Origin of the sequence: Polynucleobacter sp. MG-27-Goln-C1 (assembly GCF_018881905.1) — a bacterium.
Taxonomy (GTDB): Bacteria; Pseudomonadota; Gammaproteobacteria; order Burkholderiales; family Burkholderiaceae; genus Polynucleobacter.
The window spans coordinates 730,744-753,915 of the sequence record NZ_JACVPM010000002.1; the positions used below are offsets into that span (position 1 = coordinate 730,744).

The following is a 23,172-nucleotide window of genomic DNA, read 5'->3' on the forward strand; positions in this document are numbered from 1 at the left end:
CTTGCCACCAATCATTCTCACCTCAAGTGTTATTGCGATGGATCAATCGGTCCATCTCAAAGATGAAAAATTAAGGATATTCCATACTTTAGAATCAATTAAAAAGTGGTTGAATATATCCCCTAAAAACAAGTATGTATTGTGTGATGGATCGGGATTTGATTTCTCTTCGTTAGTAGCGGAGCACTTTCCAAATGCAAATATTGAATGCTTATCGTTCAACAATGATCCTGCTTTAATTAAAATCCATGGGAAGGGGTTTGGCGAAGGGGAAATTATTCGTTATGCTCTAGGGCATTCAGAAACTCTACATGAATCCCAATGGTTTGCAAAATGTACTGCAAAACTGTGGGTCGATAATTTTTTGGGATGCACTGAAAAGTGGGACGGGAGATTTCTGTGCCAAGCATTTTTTTCAAATGCATTCTCTTTGAAGAAATCTCGACTTGAATATATTGATACACGTTTTTATTTGGTGGAAAAACAGTTTTATCAAAAATATTTTTTAAATGCCCATATTGATATTGGGGGGGGTAGTGGAATTAGCATCGAGGATAAATTCCTTGATATCGCTAGGGGCGCGCAACTAGAGGGCTTTATTTTTTCTACTCCTCCCGTAGTTTGTGGTGTAGGGGGAGGCTCTGGAAAATATTACAAAAACTCTTCAATTCGAAGAATCAAGGAGAGACTTCGCTCCTGGATTGTTTCTCATCATTCAAAATTTCAATCTCTTTTTTATAGGCCTTAACTAAGTTTTACCCTTGGCTTAAGCCCTTCTTTCTAGCAACAATTATTCCCAATAACATTGCCAACACAAAGGCTTGCATTTCCAGCATTTGATCTCTTTGAACGGAATCCAGTAAACCTCTTATTGTCCAGAGAAAAGAAGTGGCAAAAAGAGCCATTCCATAAGGAGCTATGGGGGAGATATTTGTGTTGAGTGCATTACGTCCGCGGACCATGTAAGTAAGTAGGGTTATGAAAAGTAATGCTGCCCCCGGTATTCCAATCGCTAGAGCGGTATCTATCCATGCATTATGCGTATGAGATATAAAAATAGCTGGTGCTCCATTGCACTGTTTCGTAATGGCCTGTTGGTAGGCTTGTTTAGATTGATCAATTCCCATCGGTGATTGAAGAGTCAATTCTGCGCCTGATCTAGCAGCCATTACTCTGGCACCATCACCATCAACTATGCTGTCTAAAGATTTTTGTATGGAGGTGGTTATTTGGGTGCCCTCGCGCTTAAGGGTATCTTCAAGGGAGCCTATACCCTGACAGTAAATTTCACCTGGATTGCCCTTGAGGCTTAAAGATACTCTTGAGGCTACTCCATTCCAGCGGGTTGGATCAGTATTTACGCCAATTAAGTAGACGGATAGACATAATGTTAACGCTAGTGCGCCTCGTGCTAAAAACTTAAAATACTGCACCTTACCCTTGTTTTGATTTATGGAATCAACTATAAAAATGAAAATAATTGTTGCTATGACAAAGAGTATTCCACCTCTACTTTTCGCTAAAACAGGGGAGACTATGCAAGGAATTAATAGAAAAATCAGAGATAATTTTCTTAAATTAAACTTTTTTTGGTACACGCATAGCGTCATTAAGAAGATAGTTGCTTGGAGGGCTGTATAGCCAAGATCTCCATGTATTTCACTTAAGCCTAAATATCTCCATGGTATTTCGTGGGTCGCAATTGCTTTAATTGCGAAAAGTATTAAATGAATATAGAGCGGAATGGAAAATGCTACTCCTAAAAAGAGCAGGGTTTTATTAGAATCTTTCTTACCCAGAAAAAGTCCTGCGCCGGCTCCAATAATCGAGAAGAGAATAAAGTGCATCCACTCCGCACGAAAATTGCTAAAAGCAGCCTGATAATCTCTGGAAAAAAATATGAGCTGCAAGAATAGATAGGCGAAGAAAAGCGCTAGAGCCTTATTTTCTTGGAAAAATAATTTCCAATTTAATTTATTAGTAAAAACTAAGACTAAAAGAAGCCCTTCGCAAATATATCTTCCGGCAATGGTGTGGGGAATATTCCAAAGGGGAATGAGGATGAAAAGCAGAGAAAATAATGCAGTTGTTTTGAATCGTTCTAAATTTAAGCTCATTTTCTGCTGATCCACAAAATATTCGTATGATTATCACTCAGAATGTAGCCCATTACTTGATTGCTCGCGTGCTGAGGGTAAAATCCACTCATGCTCATAACCCATAGTTAAAGAGAGTATTCATGATATTAGTAACTGGTGGTGCTGGCTTTATTGGCAGTAATTTTGTGCTTGATTGGCTAAAAGTGCCTAGCAATAAAGGGGTGATTAATCTCGACAAGCTGACTTATGCTGGTAATTTAACCACGCTCGAGTCTTTGAAAGATGATCCACGCCATATTTTTGTTCATGGAGACATCGGCGATAAAGAGTTAGTCGCCAATTTATTAAAAGAGCATCGGCCTCGCGCTATTGTAAATTTTGCAGCTGAGAGTCACGTAGATCGATCAATTCATGGACCTGCTGAATTTGTCAGTACTAATATTGTTGGCACTTTTAATCTTCTTGAGTGCGCTCGTGAGTATTGGAGTGGTCTGGATGAGTCCGCCAAGAAGGCTTTTCGTTTTCATCATGTATCTACTGATGAAGTCTACGGATCTCTTTCTGCTGCTGATCCTGCATTTACCGAAACGAATACATATGAGCCTAATAGCCCATATTCCGCCTCTAAAGCCGCCTCTGATCACTTGGTCCGCGCTTGGTTTCACACTTACGGCTTCCCGGTCGTCACCACTAATTGCTCTAATAACTATGGCCCGTATCACTTTCCAGAAAAGTTGATCCCTTTGGTTATTTTGAATGCGCTCAATAGTAAGCCATTGCCAATTTATGGCGATGGTCAACAGATTCGTGATTGGCTCTATGTTGGCGACCACTGTTCTGCAATTCGTGAAGTGCTGGCTAAGGGCAAATTGGGTGAGACTTATAACATTGGCGGCTGGAATGAAAAAGCCAATATTGATGTTGTGAAAACTATCTGCACGATTTTGGATGAGCTAAAGCCCCGTGCCGATGGTAAGCCCTATGTTGACCAAATCACTTATGTCAAGGATCGTCCTGGCCATGATCGTCGCTATGCCATTGATGCTAGCAAGGTCGAACGTGAATTAGGCTGGCGACCTGCCGAAACTTTTGATACCGGTATTCGTAAGACGGTGCAATGGTATTTAGATAACCCAGCTTGGGTGGAGGGTGTCGTTAGCGGCTCTTACCGCGACTGGTTGCAAAAGCAATATAACTAAGGCCAAAATCATTCCATGAATGTCTTGGTATTTGGTAAAGATGGTCAGCTTGGTAAAGCCTTTCAGGCCTCACTCGGTCCCCTGTTAATTAAACCTGCCGATGTGTCTCATATTCAGTATGTAGGCCGCTCTGAATGTGATCTTGCGGATGAGGTGGCATTGAGTGCGCTTTTAAATGTATTTCAGCCAAACCTCATTATTAATGCCTCCGCCTATACGGCAGTTGACAAGGCTGAGACTGAGATAGATCTTGCCTTTGCAATTAATGCCAAAGCTCCTGAGATCATGGCGCAATATGCGGCAAGTCATGGCACTACCTTTTTGCATTATTCGACAGACTATGTCTTTGATGGCGAAAAGTATGGCTATTATCTAGAGAATGACATGCGCAATCCTTTGGGTGTTTATGGCAAAAGTAAAGCCGCCGGAGAAGAAGCGATTGCCAAAGCCTTTGCCAATAGCGGTGCTAATGGTCAATATGCGATCTTCAGAACGAGCTGGGTTTATGGTGATGGTGGCAACTTTATTAGAACCATTTTGCGTTTGGCTAAGGAGCGAGAAGAGCTTAAGGTTATTTATGATCAATCTGGCGTGCCAACGAGTGCATCTTGGTTAGCTCAATTAAGTTTAGATTTGGCTGTGGATGAGAATTTCCAACCTCGAGGGTTCCCGTCAGGGATTTATCATGCTGTGCCTGCAGGGGAAACCACATGGCATGGTTTGGCTATCCTGGCTTCCCAAGCGGCCTTAGATGCAGGGCTACCTCTGAAGGTGCAGCCTCAAGCTATTAAGCCCATCTTAGCTGTTGAATATCCCTTACCAGCCCCTAGGCCTATGAATTCAAGAATGTCGACCGATAAGCTGCGTCAAGTATTTGAGGCTCGAGACGATATGTCAAAATCGGACCTACTCAATCAGCCTTGGGACTTAGCCGTTAAGGCATATGTTTCTCAATTGGCTCAAGATGGACTTATTTAGAAGGTAGGAAATGGCTGCAAATCCCATGAATCGTAAAGGCATTATTTTGGCGGGCGGCTCTGGCACTCGCTTATACCCAGTGACCCAGGCTGTTTCTAAGCAGCTTATGCCTGTATATGACAAGCCGATGGTGTACTACCCATTAACCACCCTGATGCTTGCAGGCATTCGAGACATCTTGTTAATTTCTACGCCGCATGACACGCCACGCTTTGCGGAGTTACTTGGAGATGGTTCTCAATGGGGTTTAAATATTGAGTATTGCGTTCAGCCGTCACCCGATGGTTTAGCTCAAGCGTTTACTCTTGGTAAAAACTTTATCGGCAACAACCCAAGCGCTTTAGTGCTGGGCGACAACATTTTTTATGGTCATGAATTAGTCGATCAACTAGATAGTGCTAATGAGCGTAGTGCTGGTGCGACTGTATTTGCTTACCATGTCACTGATCCAGAGCGTTATGGCGTAGTGGAATTTGATAAAGCTTACAAAGTGCTCTCGATTGAAGAGAAACCGCTAAAGCCGAGAAGTAGTTATGCCGTTACTGGCCTTTATTTCTATGACAATCAAGTATGTGATATCGCGTCATCGATTAATCCTAGTGCACGTGGTGAACTCGAGATTACCGATGTTAACCGCGTATATCTTGAAAAGAATGAGCTCAGTGTAGAAATTATGGGCCGTGGTTTTGCTTGGCTCGATACTGGAACGCACGATTCCCTATTGGATGCTGCGGGCTTTATTGCTACCTTACAAAAGCGTCAAGGCTTGATGGTGGCTTGCCCCGAAGAGATCGCATATCGCCAGGGTTGGATTAGCGCAGAAACAGTTCAGAAGGTAGCCTCACAACTCAGTAAGAACAGCTATGGCCAGTACTTAAGTAGAATTTTGAATGAGCTCAACACCTCTGCTCAGCCTGTTTCCCTTTCTCATAAGAAGATGATTGGATGAGTGAGATTTTGAAATCCTCCAAACTTTTGATAACTCCCACCGCCATCCATGATGTCTTGGTGATTGAGCCCAAGGTCTTTGGTGATGAGCGCGGTTGGTTTACTGAGTCTTTTAACGCTCACGATTTTTCTGAGGCGACCGGTCTGAGTGTTGAGTTTGTTCAGGACAACCACTCCTTTTCTCGTCAATGGACTTTGCGTGGTTTGCATTATCAGTTGGAGCAAGCGCAGGGCAAGTTAGTGCGCGTTGTGGCTGGTAGTGTTTTTGATGTAGCTGTGGATACTCGCGAGGATTCGCCAACGTACGGCAAGTGGGTTGGTGTTGAATTAAGCGCTCAAAATCATAAGCAATTATGGATTCCTGCAGGCTTAGCCCATGGCTTTTTAGTTTTATCGGAGACTGCAGAGTTCCTTTACAAAACTACAGATTACTATCACCCGCAAAGTGAGGCCTGTCTGGCTTGGAATGATCCTCAGGTCAATATCAAATGGCCTTTGCCAGAAGGCGTTAGCCTAAATATGAATGCCAAAGACTCTGCTGGCTTATCGTGGGATGCTGCCCCTAAGTTTTAATTAAATTCAGGGCTTTTTTAAAAGATAAGATAATGCTCGCATGAGCACTTCCTCCAAAATCCTGTTGGTAAAGTTATCCTCTCTTGGGGATGTATTGCATAACTTGCCGATTATGTGGGACTTACGTGCACGTTTACCGGACGCTCAAATTGATTGGGTGGTCGAAGAAGGGTATGTCCACTTACTTGAGCCCTTATTATCTCGAGATGGTTTTCGAGGAATTGATCGCATCATTCCTTTTGGTTTACGCCGGTGGAAAAAAAATCTCCTTAGGCTGGCAACATGGCGAGAGTTTTTTGCGTTTAGAAAAACACTTCAATCTACTACCTACGATGTATTGATCGAAACACAGGGCCTACTTAAGTCCGCCATCGTATGCTCCCTGGCCAAAAAAAGTTCTGGCGCCGTGATCGCAGGTCTTGCTAATGCAACAGAGTTTTCTGGATACGAGCCTTTGGCTAGATTTTTCTATAACCAGTCAGTGCAGGTTCCTATGCAGTGCCATGCGGTCGATCGTTCACGTTGGGTGATGTGCTCAGCATTGGATTGGTCTTTGATAGAACGAGGTGATGCGCCTCAGTTTTATCCCGCAGAATTTATTGCCAGTATTTCAAAAAGTTCCGTTGCAGGTTTGCGCTCTCCTTATGTCCTATGCTTTCATTCGACAGCTAGAGAGGCTAAGCGTTGGTCTAATAACAATTGGATTGCGCTCGGAAAAGATTTATCTGCCAAGGGATATCAAGTAGTTTTCCCTTGGGGGAATGCCGCAGAAAAGGCCGTTAGCCAATTACTTGCCTCTCAGATTCCAAATGCTTTTGTCCCACCAGCTTTTTCTATTGAAGAGGGATTCTCGGTAATTTCTGGTGCGGCTTTAACGGTTGGGGTCGATACTGGCCTGACACATTTGGCAGCGGTACTTAATAAACCTACTGTCGAAATCTACTGTGACTCACCACGCTGGAAGACAGAGGGTTATTGGTCTGATCGAATCTGTAACGTGGGTAATATTCAAAATCCGCCAAGCATTCAAGAAGTTCTTGATGCATCCTTAAAGCTTCTACAGCAAGCTTAACTTCTACAGTTTTTAGCGCAGTAAAGTATTGATGGATATCAGATCTTCATCTGATAGTGCCGCGGCATGTGCCTTCAACTTGATGGCATTCAGAATGGTGTTGTAGCGTGCTTGCTGTAATTGCGAGCGAGTAGTAATTACGGTATCTAATGCGATCAACACATCGATATTAATCAAGGTCCCCACCTGAAATCCCAGCTTACTGGATTCAAGTGCTGAGGTGGATGAACGCTCTGCAGCCTCATAGGCTTTAACACTTGCCAGGCCGCCGTAGAAACCAGTAAATGCTGCACGAGTGCTTTGAGCTGCAGTACGGCGCGCATTGTCATAGTTTGCTTTAGCTGCATCTAGCAATGCAGCGTTTTGACGAATGAGTGAGCTGTTGTAACCGCCGGAGACCAAGGGGATGGTCATCTGCAGGGCAATGGTGTTGTTGTAAATATTGGTCTGTGACGGGGTTAAGCTATTAGCTGTTCCGTTAGACGTGTTGTAACCCGCCGTACCGACAAAATTAAGTGAAGGGTAGTTCAATGCTTGCGAAGCTTTATAAGTACTTTCAGCTAAGCTGACAGACAGCTGGCCAGCAAGTACGTTAAAGTTTGCAGTCTCCGCTTGGTTGATCCAGTCCTCTAGAGTTTGCCCTTTGGGTAACTGAGGATTAACGCTATCGGCAATCGGAATTCCATTGCTATCTTTGGACTTAGTCCGAGGATCTTTGAGAACGCCATCAATCTTGGCTTCTTTGACGAGTGGCTTTATAGCTCCTACAGGGCGACCCACCAATTGCTCTAAGACACCTCTTTTAACAATCAGATCTGCTTGGGCGGCAATTTCTTGAGAGTTTGCTAAATCAAGAGCAGCTTGTGCGGTATTAACGTCGACAATGGTTGCCAGTCCAGCATCAAACTTGGCCTGAGCAATTTCTAACTGCTGCTTAATTAAACCCTTTTTGTTGCGATAGAGCTCAACGTTGTCTTGGCTGGTAAGTGCATCAAAATAGGCTTGCGATACGCGAATGATGAGATCTTGCTGTGCCAAGTAAAAACGCATGTCAGCAATTTTGGTATTCAAATCACCCTGTTTAAAAGCCTCAAATGCTGCCACATTAAAAACAGGCTGAGTAAGGGTGACGGTATAGTTTTTTTGGTCATATACCCGCGAACCTGTATACGAGTTAGCTGGTTGATTGCCTGCTGTGTGTTGGTAGTAGCGAGTCCCACCAGGAACAGCTGTAGCCTGTGGCAATAAGAGGGATAAACCCTGCCAATAGAGTTCTTTACTGGCTTGATAGTTAAAGCGAGCAGCATTCAACACGGGATCGCTAAATGCCGCCTCTTGGTATAGGCGAATTAAATCAGTTGTTTGATTGCTTCCATTTGCTGCATTAGTGCCAAGATTGGATGGCGCTCCATTGTTCTGAATGGCTTGTCGAGGCAAGGGCGCCATCTGTGGCGGCATATCCAGACCTACTAGAGACTGTGCACTCAAAGGGGTTGGTAATGAAGGTTTAGCCCCATTAGCGCTTTGCGCTAACGCGGTCGACGAATGGATCCCGAGTCCGAGCGCCTGACCCAGGATTAAACCAAAAGCGGTTAACTGAGGGAGGCAAAGGCGGGTCGATGTCATCTAATTCGGGTACTTTTCAATATGCCATGAAGTTTAAGGCTTATTTAGCTCAAGCGCTGGATTTAGGCCTTATTTTGCCAAATCCTAGGATCTACTTCATCTATCTATAAAATTGCGCCTATGGATCTAATTTTGCTAGCTAAAGCGGTAGTGCTGGGGGTGGTGGAGGGCTTAACTGAGTTTTTGCCAATCTCCAGTACTGGTCACCTGATTTTGGTTGGCGACTTACTTAATTTCAATGATGAGCGCGGGAAGGCTTTCGAGGTCATTATTCAGTTTGGCGCCATCCTGGCAGTTTGCTGGGAGTTCCGCGAAAAGCTTTGGAAGGTTGCCTCTACAGTTCGCACGAGTCCCATCTCGCGTCGATTTGTCCTTAATCTATTGATCGCCTCCATACCGGCAATGGGTTTGGCTTTCATATTCGGCAAACATATTAAGGCGGTACTATTTGCCCCCATTCCCGTGGCTAGTGCTTTCATCGTGGGCGCTTTGATTATTTTTTGGGCAGAACGTCGCCAAACCAAACTCACTAACTCAGTAGGTAAATCCTACATTCAGTCAGTAGATGACCTTACTCCAATGGACGCCCTAAAAGTTGGTCTTGCCCAGTGCGCCGCTTTAATCCCAGGAACTTCTCGCTCAGGTGCAACGATTATTGGTGGGATGTTGTTTGGCTTACCCCGTGCAGTGGCTACAGAGTTCTCCTTCTTCTTGGCTATTCCAGTAATCGGTGGAGCAACCGCATATGAATTGCTCAAACTTTGGAAAAATCCAGTTTCACTTTCGGGTGATTTTGTTTGGGCCATTGTGATTGGCTTTATTGCTGCTTTTATTTCCGCTTTCGTTTGCGTGCGCTGGTTAATTCATTACGTTGCAGGACATAACTTCATTCCATTTGCTTGGTATCGTATTGTCTTTGGTGTGCTGGTTTTGTTAAGTGCATATAGTGGTTTAGTTGCTTGGTCTCATTGAGATAAATTTACAAACATAAAAAAGATCGACTGGAATTCCCATGGATGTCTCAATAGATGCAATTACCAATAATATTCAACTGGCCTTAGCCCCAGTATTTTTATTGACTGCTGTAGCCACATTAATCAATGCCATCTCTGCTCGCTTAGCGCGCTCCGTAGACCGTATGCGTGCTATTCAGCATCGCATTCAGGAGGGCGGCATTCAGGATCCAGAAATGCTGGCTCATATGATGACAGAGGCGAATGAGGCAAAGGTCCGGGGTCGTCTTTGTACGGCTGCGATTTTCTTTGACGTATTGAGCGGCGTCTTTATTTCCTTAACTGTTCTTGAGTTATTTTTCTTTCAAGCGGGGGCGGTGCGGTCATTGCAGGGCACGTATGTGATTTTGACATTTGTACTTGGCTTAATGTCATTCATGACATCGCTCTCAATCGTATTGGCCGAGGTCGTTTATGCCTATCGCTCGGCTGGTTGGAATACACCTTTTCCAAAGTAATTCTTCATAAAGATAAGTATTTCGTGAATATCTCAAGAACCGACCGTATTCGCTCTTTTGTTTTAAGGGCTGGTAGAACAACTGCTGGTCAACAACGCGCCATTGAGGAATTAGGTCCTCAGTTTTTGATTCCGTTTCAGGAATCTGTCCTAGATCTTCCGCAAACGTTTAATGGGTCTTTGCGCCCCAAGATATTAGAAATTGGTTTTGGTATGGGCGAGACAACTGCCAAAATTGCTGCCTCTCGTTCTGAAGACGATTTCTTGGCAATTGAGGTGCATCCTCCAGGGGTGGGTGCCTTGCTGAAACTGATTGGCGAGAATAATCTCACTAATTTACGATTGATTCGCCATGATGCTGTTGAGGTTCTGGAGAAAATGATTGCGCCAAATTCCTTGGATGGTATTCATATTTACTTTGCAGATCCATGGCATAAGAAGCGTCACCATAAACGTCGTTTGATTCAAGCGGAGTTCGTGCAGTTGCTGATTGCTCGTTTGAAGCCCAGAGCGTATTTACACCTTGCTACCGATTGGCATAACTACGCTGAACAAATGCTTTTAGTCTTAAATGCCGAACCCGCTTTAGAAAATACCTCTACTGAGCAAATGAGTATTGAAACTTTTTCAGCTGCTGATATTGCTAGCGAGAGTGAACTTACTAAAGAATCCTTTAAAGAATTCAAGCCGACCCTTGAGCAACTCGATGCCAAGCATCCTGGATACGTTGATAGACCTGCTTATAGACCAACCACGAAGTTTGAAACCCGCGGCATTAAGTTGGGACATGGTGTTTGGGACTTGGTCTACAAGAAAAAATAAAGTAGGGATTACAAAAATAAAGCCACTCTTTTAGCTTAAATGAGTGGCTTTATTAGTTTCTGATCTTGACTTACAAACCAAGGCAAACATATTTGAGCTCTAGATATTCATCCATACCGTAGACACTGCCTTCACGGCCCAGGCCGGACTGTTTAATTCCGCCAAATGGACCAACCTCATTTGAGATGATTCCAGAGTTGACGCCCACAATGCCGTACTCAAGGGCTTCAGCAGCCTTCCAGATACGGCCAATATCGCGGCTGTAAAAATAGGACGCTAAGCCAAATTGGCTATTGTTAGCTAACCTGATTGCTTCCTCATCGCTTTCAAATGGAATGATCGGAGCGACTGGTCCAAAGGTCTCTTCGTGGGTGATGAGCATGTCATTAGTGACATTAGACAAAATGGTGGGCTCATAAAAAGTACTACCTAAAGGAGAAGGCTTGCCACCAGCAACGAGTTTTGCACCCTTGCTAATGGCATCAGCTACATGTCTTTCTACCTTCTCTAGGGCGGCCTTTTCAATCAGTGGTCCTTGGGTGCTTCCAGCCTCCATACCATTACCCACTTTGATAATTTCAATGGCTTTCGCAAACTTTTTGACAAACTCATCGTGCACTTTTTTATGCACATAGAAGCGGTTCGCACAAACGCAGGTTTGACCGGAGTTGCGATATTTAGATGCCATTGCACCTGAAACAGCCGCATCAATATCGGCGTCTTCAAAAACAATAAAGGGGGCATGACCGCCGAGCTCTAGACCCAATTTTTTGACCGTGGGAGCGCATTGCGCCATTAAGATTCGTCCAACTTCGGTCGAGCCTGTGAATGACAGGTGGCGGACGGTTGGCGATGCGCAGAGTGTTTTACCAATCGCAATAGATTCATCGGCATCTGCGGTAAGAATGTTAATCACACCAGCTGGTACGCCAGCGCGCTGTGCGAGTTCTGCCAGTGCTAATGCACTCAGTGGCGTGAGTTCAGCCGGCTTGATCACAATAGTGCAACCTGCTGCCATTGCGGGTGCAATCTTGCGCGTAATCATAGCAATGGGAAAATTCCAAGGCGTGATGGCAACACATACCCCAATTGGCTGCTTCATAACGATCATGCGCTTATCACTCCAAGTTGTACTTGGAATGGATCCAGCAACTCGTTTTGCTTCTTCAGCAAACCACTCTACAAAAGACGCACCATAGGCTACTTCGCCAGCTGCTTCAGTTAATGGCTTGCCTTGCTCCAGGGTCATGAGGGTAGCTAGATCCTGGGTATTTTGAATAATCAGATCAAACCATTTGCGCATAACATGAGCACGCTCTTTTCCGGTTTTGCTCTTCCAGCTTTGAAAGGCATGCTCGGCAGCTTCAATCGCTCGCTCAGCATCTTTTGGCTCAAGATTGCTCACATCTGCAATCAACTCACCAGTAGCGGGATTGTGAACCGCAAAAGTTTTTCCTGAATTAGATTTAAACCATTCACCGTTAATGAAAGCCTCTTCTTTAAATAGACTTGGATCTTTGAGTAATTTGCGGATGTCAGTTGTCTGCATGAGGGCGTCTCTTTAGTAAAAAAGTTATTTTTATTTTATCCCTCAGTGTAATTTGGATTGCCTTCTAAGGCTATGCACAAAAATAAACCCCCTGGACCTCTTGGAGGCGCAGGGGGTCGAGTCTTGAGGATATTTTGTTAACTAGCTTGAACCTCAGTGCTACGTAACTGTTGAGCCAGGAGATCCAATACGCCGTTGACGTATTTATGACCATCAGTGCCGCCAAAAGTTTTCGCTAATTCCACAGCTTCATTAATAGCTACTTTGTAGGGAACGGCTAAATCAATAGCTAGTTCGTATGTGCCAATCAGGAGCGCAGCATGCTCTACGGGAGATAGTTCATTAATAGGGCGATCGAGTGCTGGGGTAATAAGGCCCTCTAGCTCATCGGTACGCTCTAGAACGCCAGCAAAAATACCTTGAAACAAATCAAGTTGGCAGCGGCGAAAGCCAGGATCTTCAGCTAACTGCTTGGCGATTGCCGCAGCATTAGGGAGGCTACCAGCGCGGCGCATAACTAGACTTTGATATACACCTTGTAAAGCATACTCACGGGCGCGACGACGTGGCGTGAGTGAGCGCTTAGGTGCGCTGGGTGCACTCGGTGTGCCAGGTACTACCTGTGGATTGGGGGCGTTCTTATTCATTTTGGAAATTACTCTTCTGAAGGATTGATTTCAAAATCAATGTCGGGAGTAAGGGCTAAAGCCAAGTTAGCCATTTCAACAACAGCTCTTGCGCAGTCCGCACCTTTTACCTGAACGCGTACCTGAGCTTGCTCATCTGTCTCGCAGGTGAGAACACCGTTGGCGATTGGCAATCCAGACTCAAGGCAAACGCGGGTAATCCCAGCACCAGATTCATTCGACACGAGTTCAAAGTGATAAGTCTCACCACGGATGATTGCGCCTAGTGCAACTAAGCCATCGAACTCACCTGTTTCAGCTAACTTTTGAAGTGCGAAGGGGATTTCAAGTGCGCCTGGTACGGTTACTAGTTTGATGTCACTTTGGGAGACACCTAGTTTGATCAACTCTTCAATACAAGCATTAGTCAGTGCAACACAATGCTCTTCATTGAAGCGCGCCTGCACAATACCTACGCGGAGATCTTGACCATTGAGATCGGTGGCGAGTACGCCTACTGCAGATTCGTCATTGCTTGTGTTCATATTTTTTGAAATTGCTTATTGATTAGATTCAAATGGGGTATAGCCGGTCACTTCGAGCTTGTATCCAGAAAGGCTTGGTACTGGGTTTGGATTGGCGAGTAAGCGCATTTTTCCAACGCCGATATCTTTGAGGATTTGCGCGCCAATACCATAGCTACGAAAATCAGTTTTGCGAGCCAATGGCTTTTCAGCTGCTTCAGTATGAGTGCCATTCAATTTATGAAACTGGGCTAACCAATCCGCATCATTAGGGGCTGCAATACCGGAAGCGTTCAATAAAACCGCCACTCCCGAAGGTGCGGCTGCCAACTTCTGCAAAGCTTGGGCCAAAGGCCAGGAGTGCGTACTGACATTCGAGTCCAAGAAATCCAATACTGTGACGGGCTCATGAACGCGTACTAACGTTTCTTCAGTCTCTGAAGGCTTGCCATGAACTAGGGCTATATGCATGCACGAGCTTGGTGTATCGCGGTAGATGATTCCCTGAAACTTACCCCAGGGAGTATCGAACTCGCGTTGACCTTCGCGAACCACAATACTTTCATGTTGGCTACGATATTGGATGAGATCAGCAATACTGCCGATTTTTAATTGATGTTCTTTTGCAAACTCGAGCAAGTCAGGCAGTCGCGCCATGCTGCCATCATCTTTCATGATCTCGCAAATGACGGCGGTGGGTGAGCAACCAGCCATCGCAGCCAAATCACATCCAGCCTCTGTGTGACCAGAGCGAATTAATACGCCACCGGGTTGCGCCATTAATGGAAAGATATGGCCCGGCTGGACCAGATCATTCGGTTTTGCGTTTGCAGCAACTGCTGTCTTGATGGTGTGAGCACGATCTGCCGCTGAGATACCAGTAGTCACACCGCTGGCTGCCTCAATCGAAACAGTGAAGTTGGTGCCCATGGAGGTGCCGTTATCTCTCACCATTAAGGGAAGGTTGATTTGTTGGCAGCGCTCACGCGTCAAAGTAAGGCAAATCAAGCCACGACCATGCTTGGCCATGAAATTCACCGCCTCTGGAGTGACGTGATCGGCAGCAAGCACTAAGTCACCCTCATTCTCGCGATCTTCTTCATCGACCAGAATGACCATCTTGCCGGCTTTGAGCTCAGCAACGATTTCTTCTGTGGAGGCGAGGTTATTTTGCATAGCCCTCTATTTTAAGCTGAGGAGGGGGTTTCGGGCTTTAGCCTGGCATACCGTGGTCAATATTGGAGCAATATCCAGTTTTTCTGACAGTGAGTGCCCATGAAAGGCCTATTTTTGCAGCTCCAGTCTCGAGAAAATGCCCTGTGCACTCTCGAATTCAAAAATCCCCAGGCCAGATTGATTTAAATCCGCGGGCGAATGGATTCATCTTATTGGAGGTTCTGGTGGCAATGAGTCTAGTTGCAAGCAGTTGGATGGGTTTGGGCAATACCTACCAGGGGATGATTTTGCGCTTAGGTCAGCTCCAGGAGAAAAGGGCAGAGCTTAGAAAAGAAATGGATCGGCACGAGCTCTCCATATTGAACGCTGCGCAGCTTAATAACCCAAACCAAATTTCACGAAAGCCAGCGAATGAATCTGTTGGAGTGTCTCGTCGGTCTCGCCCTATCCCTAATCTTAGTCGCACCACTCATCAAAAATAGTGGCGAGTTCATCGCTAAGCAAATTGAGTATGAAAAATCACAGTCTATGACTGCAGAAGCAGATCGCGCGATGGAATTAATCGGGCGTGCTATTCGGATGGCTGGTTATCAAAATGCTAATTCAGCGATTGCATCTGTAAGAAAAAATTTCTCCTCGAATCATTACATTCAGATTCAGAAAAATAGTGGATACCGAGGATCAGATTCGCTGATGGTGAAACAGGAGATTTCTCAAGGAGTGGATTTTGATTGCATTGGCAATACTTTGTCAAAAGAGCGCACTAAAAATAATTTAGCGCAGCAAGGATTTTTGGTAGATCGGCAAGCATCCGCACCAAAAGGTGCAAAGGTCAATGGCGGGTCGTTAATCTGCCAATCGCTTGATCGCCAGGGACGTATCCAAAACACAACCTTGATGAATGGCATTCACCATCTTTCCTTTGAGGTACTTCCAGCTAGTGCTGGCAAGGCTTTTAAGGTAATGCTGGAGATGACTGATGACACGTCTATTCACCAGAAGTTTGAGCGAACATTTACTGCCCGTAATCTGCTGTGAGTCTATTGTGATTATTGCTTGGGTCCTATCGCTATTGACGCTACTCTCAATGCTGGTCATTCAGTTGGAGCGCTTAGCTGCACCTGAAGTCATGAGTGTCAATACGTACGCGCAATCCCATAAAGAATTTATTGCTGCCGAACAAGCTCTAATTGAATGTGAGCAACATATTTCTAATATCACTGTCTTAGAAAATCCTACTTGCCAAATACAGTCTGTCGGTAAAAATCTTTGGTTGATATCAAGCAGGTCAAAACCTAGATTGGAGGTTCTCGTATTTCAAGATGAAAAAACCAATATTGCTACACGATTAAATTGGCGGCAGAAATTTGAGTAAGCAAGATCAAGGATATAGCTTGTTAGAGTTGATGGCTGTTGTGTTGATCATTGCCATCATTGCAATATCGACATTACCTTTATTGCATGAGCAAATGGCTGCACGAGAAATCGATAACATTGCGAGACGTTTTATTGCGCATGCTCAATTTGCAAGAGCTCAAGCATTTGTATTGGGTGCGCCTGTTCGCATTACTCCTTTGAATGGGGGTCTTTGGGAGGAGGGTTGGGTGGTTAAAAATGTTTGTGATGAACGTCAGCCAAAATCAACGTGTATTGAACGGCAGTGGATTTCCCAAGGTGATCTTGCGCAGGTCTATTTCAAGGGTGGGGGTAAGCAGTTTATTGACCCTCACACATCCAAGAGGGGCATTTTGTTTAATGCTGCTGGTGCCGCTAAAACGGCCCAAGGTGGCTTCGTAGCTAACCGCCTGATATTGGGTCACGACCGAGATTCTGGGCTCGAGCGGCACCTCATCTTAGGCAGTGGGGGTCGCTGGAGAATTTGCGATCCAAGCAAGGACTCCAAAGCCTGCAAGTAGGAAAGGCAAATTTGCCGCTTTTACCCACAATCGGTTTTAATAGACCCATGTATACCGCAGTCGACCATCAATTTATGAGCCAGGCCTTAGCTGAGGCTCAAAACGCCCTATACCTATCTAACCCCAATCCACGGGTCGGATGCATCATTGTGAAAGATGGAGAGGTAATTGGGCGCGGGCATACCCAAAGGGTGGGCGGACCCCATGCGGAAGTTCAAGCTTTAGTTGATGTGAGGTCAAAAGGATTGGATCCCGCTGGATCAACGATCTATGTCACTTTAGAGCCCTGTAACCACACTGGTAGAACGCCGCCTTGTGTCGACGCCTTAATTGCGGCCAAGCCAGTCTTAGTGATTGTGGCAATGGCAGATCCCAATCCCCTGGTTGGTGGCAAAGGTCTTGAGCGATTAAAGGCTGCAGGCATTGATGTACGTTGCGGTTTATTGGAGTCTGAAGCCCAAGCATTAAACCGGGGATTTATTTCTAGGATGACCCGGGGTTTACCTTGGGTGCGTATGAAGATTGCAGCCAGCTTAGACGGCAAGACGGCTTTACCTAGTGGCCAAAGCCAATGGATTACCGGTCCTTTAGCCAGGGCGGATGGCCATCATTGGCGTGCTCAAGCTTGCGCCATATTGACTGGTGTTGGCACCGTTAAAGAAGATGATCCAAGTCTCAATGTTCGCGATGTCAAAACTGAGCGCCAGCCTTGGAGAATTATTGTCGACTCGAAGCTCGAGACGCCTCTGAACGCGAAGGTATTGAATAACCCCAAATCATCAGGCGTTATTTTGGTTTGCGCCTCATTAGATTCTCGAGAGAGTCAAGATAAGGCGAAAGCATTTGAGGCTCTTGGCGTTGAAGTCATTGCGATGGCTAACGCTAATGGCAAGGTGGATTTACCAAAACTCTTTGCGTATTTAGCAAAAGAGCGTCACATGAATGAAATCCATGTCGAGGCTGGATTTAAGCTCAATGGATCTCTACTGAGGGAGGATTGTGTTGACGAGCTCTTGCTGTATTACGCACCCTTCTTTATAGGTGAGGGAATAGGCATGGCTAACATTTCTCCATTGACAGCCTTGGATCAACGTCAAGATTGGCAAGTCATCGATCAAAGTCTGTTTGGCTCTGATCTTCGTTTGCGCCTGAGTAAGAAATAGCAAATAAGAAGTAACAAGAAAAAACAAGAAGCAAAGATTCAAGAAAATTACAAAACCTATTTAAGATCTCACTATGTTTACTGGAATTATTACTGCAGTTGGCCAAATCAAAAGCGCTCAAGCCAAAGGCGACGGCATGCACTTGGTAGTTGAGGTGCCCTCTGGATATCTCGATGATGTTGCATTGGGAGATAGTATTGCTATTCAGGGTGCATGCATGACCGCTACTGAATTTACAGAGAATACTTTTGCTTTGGACATCTCACGTGAGTCTTTAAACAAGACTATTGGTTTGGACAAAGTGGGTCCAGTCAATTTAGAAAAAGCCTTGCGATTAAATGATCGCTTGGGTGGCCATTTGGTAAGTGGGCATGTGGATGGCGTTGGTAAGGTGGCGCATTTTGCAACTGTCGCTGACGATGCCTATGGCTCTTGGCTTCTACAAATTGAAGCCCCTAAGGCATTGGCGCCATTCTTGGCATACAAGGGATCGATTGTGGTGAATGGTGTTTCATTAACAGTTAATAAAACACAAGACAGTCAAGACGCTTGCTTGGTCGATATCAACATCATTCCCCATACCCTTGAGAACACAACTTTGGGCAAATTAAAGCAGGGTGATGCAGTGAATCTAGAGGTGGATTTAATTGCGCGTTATGTTGCGCGGATGCTAGAGACCCAGAATACTACTTCAGTAAAAAACTGAATTACTTCTTCTGGTAGCGTGTTGGATCGCCTAAGTTGGCTTGTTTGAAGCCTGCCTGTCTCAAACGGCAAGATTCACACTCACCACAAGCTTCACCTAAATCATTCGCCTGATAGCAAGAAACAGTTTGCGAGTAATCGACGCCTAAAGTCGTGCCAAGTTGAATGATTTCCGCCTTGCTCATGCTGATGATGGGTGCATGCACCCGAAAGCGATTCTCATTATTGAGCGCCTCAACACCGGCTTTGGTGGCTAGGTTCGCCATCGTCTCAAACGAAGCGACATATTCTGGGCGACAGTCAGGATAGCCTGAGTAGTCAACGGCATTAGCGCCGTAAAAAATATCCAATCCACCCAATGATTCAGCCCAGCCTAAAGCGAGGGATAGCAAAATCGTATTACGAGCGGGAACATAGGTAACGGGGATTTCTAGATCTTTACCCGGGGTAATTGGAATGTCGATGGATGAGTCTGTCAGAGCGGAGCCGCCAAAGCGCGTGAGGTCTAAATTCACGACCTCGTGACGCACAACTCCCATTTTCTTGGCAATGTGTTTTGCTGCCGCTAGTTCAGAAGAGTGGCGCTGACCGTAACCAACTGACAGAACATAGGGCGCGTAACCAAGATCTTTTGCTAAAGCTAGAATCGTGCTCGAATCCAATCCGCCTGAAAACAAAATGACGGCAGGCGCATTCGGTTTGCGTGGAGCGATGTTCTGAAAGGCAGCAGACAACGATGACATGGCGAAACGTTTCTTTACTTAGCTTATTGAATTACTTCGTTGCAGCGATGAGTTGCTGCGCGTCTTTTGCCGCTTCAGTATCTGGGTACTTGCTGATGATCTCGCCAAAGGTTTTCTTGGCAGCTGCTTTATTGCCACTTTCCAATTGCGCATTACCAAGCGTCAACATTGCTGACGGAATGCGTGGGTGTGTTGGGTAGCGCTTAATGAGACTTTGCAGTTGCGCAATCGCGCCGGTGTAATCCTTATTGGCGTACTTGCTATTACCACTCCAAAAGAGTGCTAGCGGCACGTATGGGCTCTTGGGGTAGCGGTTCACAAAGGCTGAGAAGCCTTCGTCCGCCTTCTTGAGATTGCCTGCTTGAAATGCTTTTAAGGCTTCGTCATAGGCTTTCTTTTCGCCGGGTTGCATTGTGCCGCTAACCCCTTCGATAGTCGCAGTACGAGGCTCAAAATTACCTAAGCGAGTATCAAGATCTTGATAATAGGTCTTCTGGCTGGTGCTGATATCTTCGCCTTGCTTCTCCAGATTTTCAATCTTCCCGCGAAGCTCCGCATTATCTGTCTTGAGTTTCTCAATTTGATTCTGTAAATCCATTTGTGCAGTCGCAAATGATTTACGTAAATCTAGAATGGCTTTGCGTGCATCATCATCTGCGAAGAGCGCCCATGCATTGCTGGAAGCACTTAAGCAAAGAGCCGCTGCACTTAAACAAAACGCTCGTGAGAGCGTTTGTTTAAAAGAGTGTGGAAGAGTGCGCATTAGTTAGTAATGTAAACAATGTCAGCACGGCGATTTTCTGCCCAAGCTGCTTCGTTGTCGCCTTCAGCCTTAGGCTTTTCTTTGCCAAAACTAACGGCTTCCATTTGGTCCTCAGAAACGCCCATCAAATTGAGTGATTTACGCACTGCATCTGAACGACGTTGACCTAAGGCCAAGTTGTACTCTGCGGTACCGCGCTCATCAGTGTTACCTTGGATGATGACTTTTTGCTTAGGGTTGGCTTTTAAGAAGCTTGCATGAGCAGAAAGTTGTTTTTGATATTTAGTTTGAACGGTGTATTCATTCAAATCAAAGTACACACTACGTTGGAAAAGTGGGCTGCTTGGATCATTCCATGGCTGTGAGCCAAAGTTACCGCTACCACCACCATTAGCGCCATCTACATCATCCAATTTGACGCTGGAGCAAGCGGCCAAAAATAATGCTGTTACACCAACGAGGGTGAGGGTTGCGGCACGACGTGCGATAGAAATCTTCATGATCTTTCCTTTTTCCTACAAACTAAGTAACTAAATAAGCTAATAGCCAATATTATGCCCCTAAGAGCCCAATATTGGCTATTTCGCCAGAAAGATCTGGCTGCCGAACCATTGCCTGGTGAGGCTTAGTCCATAAACGGACCCCAGGACGGCTGACGTACATCAGACCCTGGAATGCTTAATATCTGCTTAGAATTTCCGTCTACCGATACCGCTGCTAAGACCCGTTTGCCACCTACTTTGGTGGAATACAGGACATAACGACCGTTTGCCGCAAAAGATGGGGACTCATCAGTAGTGCCATCGGTGAGCGCCTGGGAGTCACCAGTAGCTAGATTGAGAATGTAGAGGCGGAATGCGCCACCAATATTGGCGATATAGGCCAGATACTTACCATCCGGTGAAATGCGTGGTGAGGTCACAAAACCTTGCTTGTAAGTAATGCGCTTAGCCCCTTCGACTTGCTCACCTTCAGCGCTCATCCGGTAAATCTGGGGATTGCCACCGCGATCACTCGTGAAGTAGATGGAGCGACCATCCGCTGAATATTGAGGTTCAGTGTCAATGGTGTAGCCACGGGTAAGGCGATGTAAGCCTGTTCCATCCGCATTGATGCTGTAGATCTGGGTATTGCCATCCTTAGAAAGAGAGATCGCAAGTTTTTTTCCATCAGGTGACCAGGCTGGAGCGCTGTTATTTCCTTTCTGGTTTGACAGGGAGATACGGCGACCAGTTGCCAGTTCGTGAACGTAAATAACTGGTTTGCGATCTTCAAAAGAAACGTAAGCTACTTTCTTGCCATCGGGTGACCATGATGGAGAGATAATTGGCTCTCCGCTATTCATGGCATTGCGAATATTTTGACCATCCGCATCGGATATCACGAGGCGATAGCGTTTACCTTCTTTGATAACGTAGGAGAGGCGGGTTGAGAAGATGCCGCGCTCGCCCAGTAGTTTGAAGATGATGTCATCAGCAATTTTGTGGGCTGCTGCGCGTAAATTATCTGCGCTGGAATTAAGATTCAAGCCACCAAGACTTTCAGATTTACGAATATCAAAAAGCTTGTAACGAATCTCAAACTGACCTGTGCCAGTCTGCACTACAGAGCCTACAGCTAAAGCATCTGCACCGCGAGCTGCCCAGGATTTGTAATTTGGTGTGCCTTCATCGCTTTCGCTGGCATTACCATTTTCAGTATTTTTAAAATATCCACTGCGCGCTAAGTCTTGGCGAATAATGTCAGTCACACTAGTCGGCAGCTTGTTCTCATCCTTAAAGCGCATTACGGCGATGGGATAGAGAGACTGACCTACGCCAGTAATTTGAATATTCATTTGCGCTAGCGCAAAAGAACTTAGGCCAGTCATGGACAGCATCATTACGAATATTGATGCCAACAATGAAGAACCTTGTTTATAGGCAATACGCTTAATCAATTTGGCTACTTGCAACATGCTTTAGTCCTTGGGTTTAAAGGTCAGCTTAACTTCTCTTTGAGGAATTTTGCCATTGTCGTCTTTCGGCAGGCTTTCTGCGCGAGTCAGTGCGAGTAGTACTGCGCGATCCCAACCGGCATTGCCGCTAGAGGTGACAAGCTCTGTACTTAAGATTGCACCATCTGGTGCAAGGTTTACTTTAACGACTGCCGCTGGATTGCCGCTGATAGATTCTGGGTTAAATACGATGAGCGGTTTTACTTTCTTCACCACTTTATCTGTCCAGCCAGGAGGCGCATTACCGCCACCGCCAACGCCGCTACCGCTAGTACCACCGCTACCACCTTCAGCACCAGCAGCTGCGCGTAAGCGCGCCAACTGATCTGCACGTACTTTTTCAGCGGCAGCATTTGCTTTGGTGTCTGCAGGAGTCGCCGCTTTAGGGGCCTCAACTTTTTTAGCAGGCTCCGTCTTTTTGGGCTTCTCTTTTTCCTTCTCCTTAGGCGGAGTCGGTTTTACTGGCTTAGGCATTTCCTTCACAACTTCTTTTTTAGGTGGCTCTTTCTCAACCTGCTTTTTCTTGATCGCGATGTCGGCCGCCTCTTCCTTCATCTCGGTTTTCACTTCAGGCTCCACCGGTGCTTCAACTTGTTGACTCGCATCCCAGAGCTCAACCTCAACACCGGAGGGTGTGGAATTATTCCAGCTAATACCGATGACTAAGAAGGCAAGCAAACCTAAGTGCGCAGCCAGTGAAAAACTAAAAGCACGTTTAGTGCTTTCGTTTTTAGTTGGGCGTCCTCGAGAAAAGTTCGAGTGAAAAGTTTGCGCGCTATTCATGTATGCGGTACAAAGAGGCTTATTGGCTCTTCACGGCAAGGCCAACACGTTTCACGCCATTTTCTTTGAGCTTAGACATGACTTCCATCACAACTTCATATTTGATGGACTTGTCTGCAGCAAGCACAACTGGTTGCTCGGCTGATTTTTCTGCTTGCGAGCGGGCAAATGCACCAAGCTCAAATTTATTTAATGTTTGAACAGGATCACCATCTTTACGAACAATGACATTCTCATTGGCATCGATCGTTAAAAAGACGGGCGGCAAAGATTGCACTTTTGCGCCACCGACAGTTGGCAGATTCACGACACCAGGATTGACCATTGGCGCTGTCACCATAAAGATTACGAGTAATACCAACATCACATCAATGTAGGGAACCACATTGATGTCGGCCATTGCCCGACGCTTTGAAGATTTTCTGAGTGAGCCGGCCATGC

General features: G+C 45.6%; 26 protein-coding genes. 14 read left to right on the forward strand and 12 right to left on the reverse strand.

Annotated features, from left to right (window positions below; translation table 11 throughout):
• Positions 1-37: 37 nt before the first annotated feature.
• Entirely contained in the window at positions 38-748 is a 711-nt protein-coding gene (locus ICN14_RS07820; RefSeq protein WP_216225863.1) for a hypothetical protein, read from the forward strand.
• A 7-nt stretch (positions 749-755) separates the two neighbouring features.
• Here the strand turns inward: ICN14_RS07820 and ICN14_RS10440 are convergent, their stop codons facing one another.
• Positions 756-2,132, reverse strand: coding sequence for an O-antigen ligase family protein (locus ICN14_RS10440; protein ID WP_216225864.1), 1,377 nt, complete (start codon positions 2,130-2,132; stop codon positions 756-758).
• 107 nt (positions 2,133-2,239) lie between these two features.
• On the opposite strand from ICN14_RS10440, the gene rfbB reads away from it, so the two are divergent.
• The 5 genes from rfbB to waaC are packed head-to-tail and all read left to right on the forward strand — an operon-like array spanning position 2,240 to position 6,869.
• On the forward strand, positions 2,240-3,298 hold the full coding sequence (gene rfbB / locus ICN14_RS07830) for a dTDP-glucose 4,6-dehydratase (protein WP_216225865.1): 1,059 nt from the start codon (positions 2,240-2,242) through the stop codon (positions 3,296-3,298).
• A 15-nt stretch (positions 3,299-3,313) separates the two neighbouring features.
• Positions 3,314-4,276: a dTDP-4-dehydrorhamnose reductase gene (gene rfbD, locus ICN14_RS07835; protein ID WP_216225866.1), complete on the forward strand. Its 963-nt coding sequence runs from the start codon at positions 3,314-3,316 to the stop codon at positions 4,274-4,276.
• Between the two features lie 25 nt (positions 4,277-4,301).
• Positions 4,302-5,225, forward strand: coding sequence for a glucose-1-phosphate thymidylyltransferase RfbA (gene rfbA / locus ICN14_RS07840; protein ID WP_216225971.1), 924 nt, complete (start codon positions 4,302-4,304; stop codon positions 5,223-5,225).
• On the forward strand, positions 5,222-5,797 hold the full coding sequence (rfbC, locus tag ICN14_RS07845) for a dTDP-4-dehydrorhamnose 3,5-epimerase (protein ID WP_216225867.1): 576 nt from the start codon (positions 5,222-5,224) through the stop codon (positions 5,795-5,797). The genes rfbA and rfbC overlap by 4 nt, the downstream gene beginning before the upstream one ends.
• A 40-nt stretch (positions 5,798-5,837) precedes the next feature.
• Positions 5,838-6,869, forward strand: coding sequence for a lipopolysaccharide heptosyltransferase I (gene waaC / locus ICN14_RS07850; RefSeq protein ID WP_216225868.1), 1,032 nt, complete (start codon positions 5,838-5,840; stop codon positions 6,867-6,869).
• Positions 6,870-6,881: 12 nt separating this feature from the next.
• Here waaC and ICN14_RS07855 read toward each other — a convergent pair whose 3' ends face one another.
• Positions 6,882-8,495, reverse strand: a complete 1,614-nt coding sequence (locus ICN14_RS07855; protein WP_216225869.1) for a TolC family protein — start codon at positions 8,493-8,495, stop codon at positions 6,882-6,884.
• A gap of 120 nt (positions 8,496-8,615) precedes the next feature.
• On the opposite strand from ICN14_RS07855, the gene ICN14_RS07860 reads away from it, so the two are divergent.
• Genes ICN14_RS07860 through trmB form a run of 3 tightly spaced genes read left to right on the forward strand, consistent with a single transcriptional unit; the run spans position 8,616 to position 10,787 of the window.
• On the forward strand, positions 8,616-9,467 hold the full coding sequence (locus tag ICN14_RS07860; protein ID WP_216225870.1) for an undecaprenyl-diphosphate phosphatase: 852 nt from the start codon (positions 8,616-8,618) through the stop codon (positions 9,465-9,467).
• 40 nt (positions 9,468-9,507) lie between these two features.
• Positions 9,508-9,966 (forward strand): DUF2721 domain-containing protein, encoded by a 459-nt coding sequence (locus ICN14_RS07865; protein WP_216225871.1) that lies wholly within the window; start codon positions 9,508-9,510, stop codon positions 9,964-9,966.
• Between the two features lie 23 nt (positions 9,967-9,989).
• Positions 9,990-10,787, forward strand: coding sequence for a tRNA (guanosine(46)-N7)-methyltransferase TrmB (gene trmB / locus ICN14_RS07870; RefSeq protein ID WP_370624821.1), 798 nt, complete (start codon positions 9,990-9,992; stop codon positions 10,785-10,787).
• Between the two features lie 70 nt (positions 10,788-10,857).
• Here trmB and ICN14_RS07875 read toward each other — a convergent pair whose 3' ends face one another.
• The 4 genes from ICN14_RS07875 to ribBA all read right to left on the reverse strand — a co-directional run bounded on the left by ICN14_RS07875 (position 10,858) and on the right by ribBA (position 14,662).
• A complete protein-coding gene (locus tag ICN14_RS07875; RefSeq protein ID WP_216225872.1) occupies positions 10,858-12,336 on the reverse strand; it encodes an NAD-dependent succinate-semialdehyde dehydrogenase in 1,479 nt (492 codons plus the stop codon).
• A 137-nt stretch (positions 12,337-12,473) separates the two neighbouring features.
• Positions 12,474-12,983 carry a transcription antitermination factor NusB gene (nusB, locus tag ICN14_RS07880; protein ID WP_216225873.1) on the reverse strand — a complete coding sequence of 170 codons (510 nt, stop codon included), beginning with the start codon at positions 12,981-12,983 and terminating at the stop codon, positions 12,474-12,476.
• A gap of 8 nt (positions 12,984-12,991) precedes the next feature.
• Entirely contained in the window at positions 12,992-13,507 is a 516-nt protein-coding gene (gene ribH / locus ICN14_RS07885) for a 6,7-dimethyl-8-ribityllumazine synthase (protein ID WP_216225874.1), read from the reverse strand.
• A 15-nt stretch (positions 13,508-13,522) separates the two neighbouring features.
• A complete protein-coding gene (gene ribBA, locus ICN14_RS07890; RefSeq protein WP_216225875.1) occupies positions 13,523-14,662 on the reverse strand; it encodes a bifunctional 3,4-dihydroxy-2-butanone-4-phosphate synthase/GTP cyclohydrolase II in 1,140 nt (379 codons plus the stop codon).
• Between the two features lie 411 nt (positions 14,663-15,073).
• Between ribBA and ICN14_RS07895 the strand changes: the two genes are divergently transcribed.
• The 5 genes from ICN14_RS07895 to ICN14_RS07915 all read left to right on the forward strand — a co-directional run bounded on the left by ICN14_RS07895 (position 15,074) and on the right by ICN14_RS07915 (position 18,447).
• Positions 15,074-15,700 (forward strand): PilW family protein, encoded by a 627-nt coding sequence (locus tag ICN14_RS07895; RefSeq protein WP_255536003.1) that lies wholly within the window; start codon positions 15,074-15,076, stop codon positions 15,698-15,700.
• Positions 15,666-16,037 carry a hypothetical protein gene (locus tag ICN14_RS07900; RefSeq protein WP_216225876.1) on the forward strand — a complete coding sequence of 124 codons (372 nt, stop codon included), beginning with the start codon at positions 15,666-15,668 and terminating at the stop codon, positions 16,035-16,037. The genes ICN14_RS07895 and ICN14_RS07900 overlap by 35 nt, the downstream gene beginning before the upstream one ends.
• On the forward strand, positions 16,030-16,578 hold the full coding sequence (locus ICN14_RS07905; protein ID WP_255536004.1) for a GspH/FimT family pseudopilin: 549 nt from the start codon (positions 16,030-16,032) through the stop codon (positions 16,576-16,578). The genes ICN14_RS07900 and ICN14_RS07905 overlap by 8 nt, the downstream gene beginning before the upstream one ends.
• A gap of 47 nt (positions 16,579-16,625) precedes the next feature.
• The gene (gene ribD, locus ICN14_RS07910) at positions 16,626-17,741 is read left to right on the forward strand and encodes a bifunctional diaminohydroxyphosphoribosylaminopyrimidine deaminase/5-amino-6-(5-phosphoribosylamino)uracil reductase RibD (protein ID WP_216225877.1); all 1,116 of its coding nucleotides are present in this window, start codon (positions 16,626-16,628) and stop codon (positions 17,739-17,741) included.
• Positions 17,742-17,814: 73 nt separating this feature from the next.
• Complete coding sequence (locus ICN14_RS07915) at positions 17,815-18,447, forward strand: riboflavin synthase (protein WP_216225878.1); 633 nt, start codon at positions 17,815-17,817, stop codon at positions 18,445-18,447.
• Between the two features lies 1 nt (position 18,448).
• Here ICN14_RS07915 and queC read toward each other — a convergent pair whose 3' ends face one another.
• The 6 genes from queC to ICN14_RS07945 all read right to left on the reverse strand — a co-directional run bounded on the left by queC (position 18,449) and on the right by ICN14_RS07945 (position 23,170).
• Positions 18,449-19,189 (reverse strand): 7-cyano-7-deazaguanine synthase QueC, encoded by a 741-nt coding sequence (gene queC, locus ICN14_RS07920; RefSeq protein WP_216225879.1) that lies wholly within the window; start codon positions 19,187-19,189, stop codon positions 18,449-18,451.
• Positions 19,190-19,220: 31 nt separating this feature from the next.
• Positions 19,221-19,952, reverse strand: coding sequence for a tol-pal system protein YbgF (gene ybgF, locus ICN14_RS07925; RefSeq protein WP_216225880.1), 732 nt, complete (start codon positions 19,950-19,952; stop codon positions 19,221-19,223).
• Entirely contained in the window at positions 19,952-20,452 is a 501-nt protein-coding gene (pal, locus tag ICN14_RS07930) for a peptidoglycan-associated lipoprotein Pal (protein WP_216225881.1), read from the reverse strand. The genes ybgF and pal overlap by 1 nt, the downstream gene beginning before the upstream one ends.
• 125 nt (positions 20,453-20,577) lie before the next feature.
• Positions 20,578-21,834 carry a Tol-Pal system beta propeller repeat protein TolB gene (tolB, locus tag ICN14_RS07935; protein ID WP_370624831.1) on the reverse strand — a complete coding sequence of 419 codons (1,257 nt, stop codon included), beginning with the start codon at positions 21,832-21,834 and terminating at the stop codon, positions 20,578-20,580.
• A 78-nt stretch (positions 21,835-21,912) separates the two neighbouring features.
• Positions 21,913-22,731 carry a cell envelope integrity protein TolA gene (tolA, locus tag ICN14_RS07940; RefSeq protein ID WP_216225882.1) on the reverse strand — a complete coding sequence of 273 codons (819 nt, stop codon included), beginning with the start codon at positions 22,729-22,731 and terminating at the stop codon, positions 21,913-21,915.
• Between the two features lie 19 nt (positions 22,732-22,750).
• Entirely contained in the window at positions 22,751-23,170 is a 420-nt protein-coding gene (locus tag ICN14_RS07945) for an ExbD/TolR family protein (RefSeq protein ID WP_015420456.1), read from the reverse strand.
• Between the last annotated feature and the right edge of the window lie 2 nt (positions 23,171-23,172).

Coding starts and splice junctions, on each gene's coding strand:
- ribH (WP_216225874.1), bottom strand. CDS start 13,507: ATGAACACAAGCAATGACGAATCTGCAGTAGGCGTACTCGCCACCGAT.
- ICN14_RS07820 (WP_216225863.1), top strand. CDS start 38: ATGGATCAATCGGTCCATCTCAAAGATGAAAAATTAAGGATATTCCAT.
- queC (WP_216225879.1), bottom strand. CDS start 19,189: ATGTCATCGTTGTCTGCTGCCTTTCAGAACATCGCTCCACGCAAACCG.
- ribBA (WP_216225875.1), bottom strand. CDS start 14,662: ATGCAAAATAACCTCGCCTCCACAGAAGAAATCGTTGCTGAGCTCAAA.
- ICN14_RS07895 (WP_255536003.1), top strand. CDS start 15,074: ATGAATCTGTTGGAGTGTCTCGTCGGTCTCGCCCTATCCCTAATCTTA.
- ICN14_RS07875 (WP_216225872.1), bottom strand. CDS start 12,336: ATGCAGACAACTGACATCCGCAAATTACTCAAAGATCCAAGTCTATTT.
- ybgF (WP_216225880.1), bottom strand. CDS start 19,952: ATGCGCACTCTTCCACACTCTTTTAAACAAACGCTCTCACGAGCGTTT.
- ICN14_RS07855 (WP_216225869.1), bottom strand. CDS start 8,495: ATGACATCGACCCGCCTTTGCCTCCCTCAGTTAACCGCTTTTGGTTTA.
- ribD (WP_216225877.1), top strand. CDS start 16,626: ATGTATACCGCAGTCGACCATCAATTTATGAGCCAGGCCTTAGCTGAG.
- rfbC (WP_216225867.1), top strand. CDS start 5,222: ATGAGTGAGATTTTGAAATCCTCCAAACTTTTGATAACTCCCACCGCC.
- rfbD (WP_216225866.1), top strand. CDS start 3,314: ATGAATGTCTTGGTATTTGGTAAAGATGGTCAGCTTGGTAAAGCCTTT.
- tolB (WP_370624831.1), bottom strand. CDS start 21,834: ATGATGCTGTCCATGACTGGCCTAAGTTCTTTTGCGCTAGCGCAAATG.
- nusB (WP_216225873.1), bottom strand. CDS start 12,983: ATGAATAAGAACGCCCCCAATCCACAGGTAGTACCTGGCACACCGAGT.
- ICN14_RS07915 (WP_216225878.1), top strand. CDS start 17,815: ATGTTTACTGGAATTATTACTGCAGTTGGCCAAATCAAAAGCGCTCAA.
- pal (WP_216225881.1), bottom strand. CDS start 20,452: ATGAAGATTTCTATCGCACGTCGTGCCGCAACCCTCACCCTCGTTGGT.
- ICN14_RS07865 (WP_216225871.1), top strand. CDS start 9,508: ATGGATGTCTCAATAGATGCAATTACCAATAATATTCAACTGGCCTTA.
- waaC (WP_216225868.1), top strand. CDS start 5,838: ATGAGCACTTCCTCCAAAATCCTGTTGGTAAAGTTATCCTCTCTTGGG.
- ICN14_RS07860 (WP_216225870.1), top strand. CDS start 8,616: ATGGATCTAATTTTGCTAGCTAAAGCGGTAGTGCTGGGGGTGGTGGAG.
- tolA (WP_216225882.1), bottom strand. CDS start 22,731: ATGAATAGCGCGCAAACTTTTCACTCGAACTTTTCTCGAGGACGCCCA.
- rfbB (WP_216225865.1), top strand. CDS start 2,240: ATGATATTAGTAACTGGTGGTGCTGGCTTTATTGGCAGTAATTTTGTG.
- rfbA (WP_216225971.1), top strand. CDS start 4,302: ATGAATCGTAAAGGCATTATTTTGGCGGGCGGCTCTGGCACTCGCTTA.
- ICN14_RS07945 (WP_015420456.1), bottom strand. CDS start 23,170: ATGGCCGGCTCACTCAGAAAATCTTCAAAGCGTCGGGCAATGGCCGAC.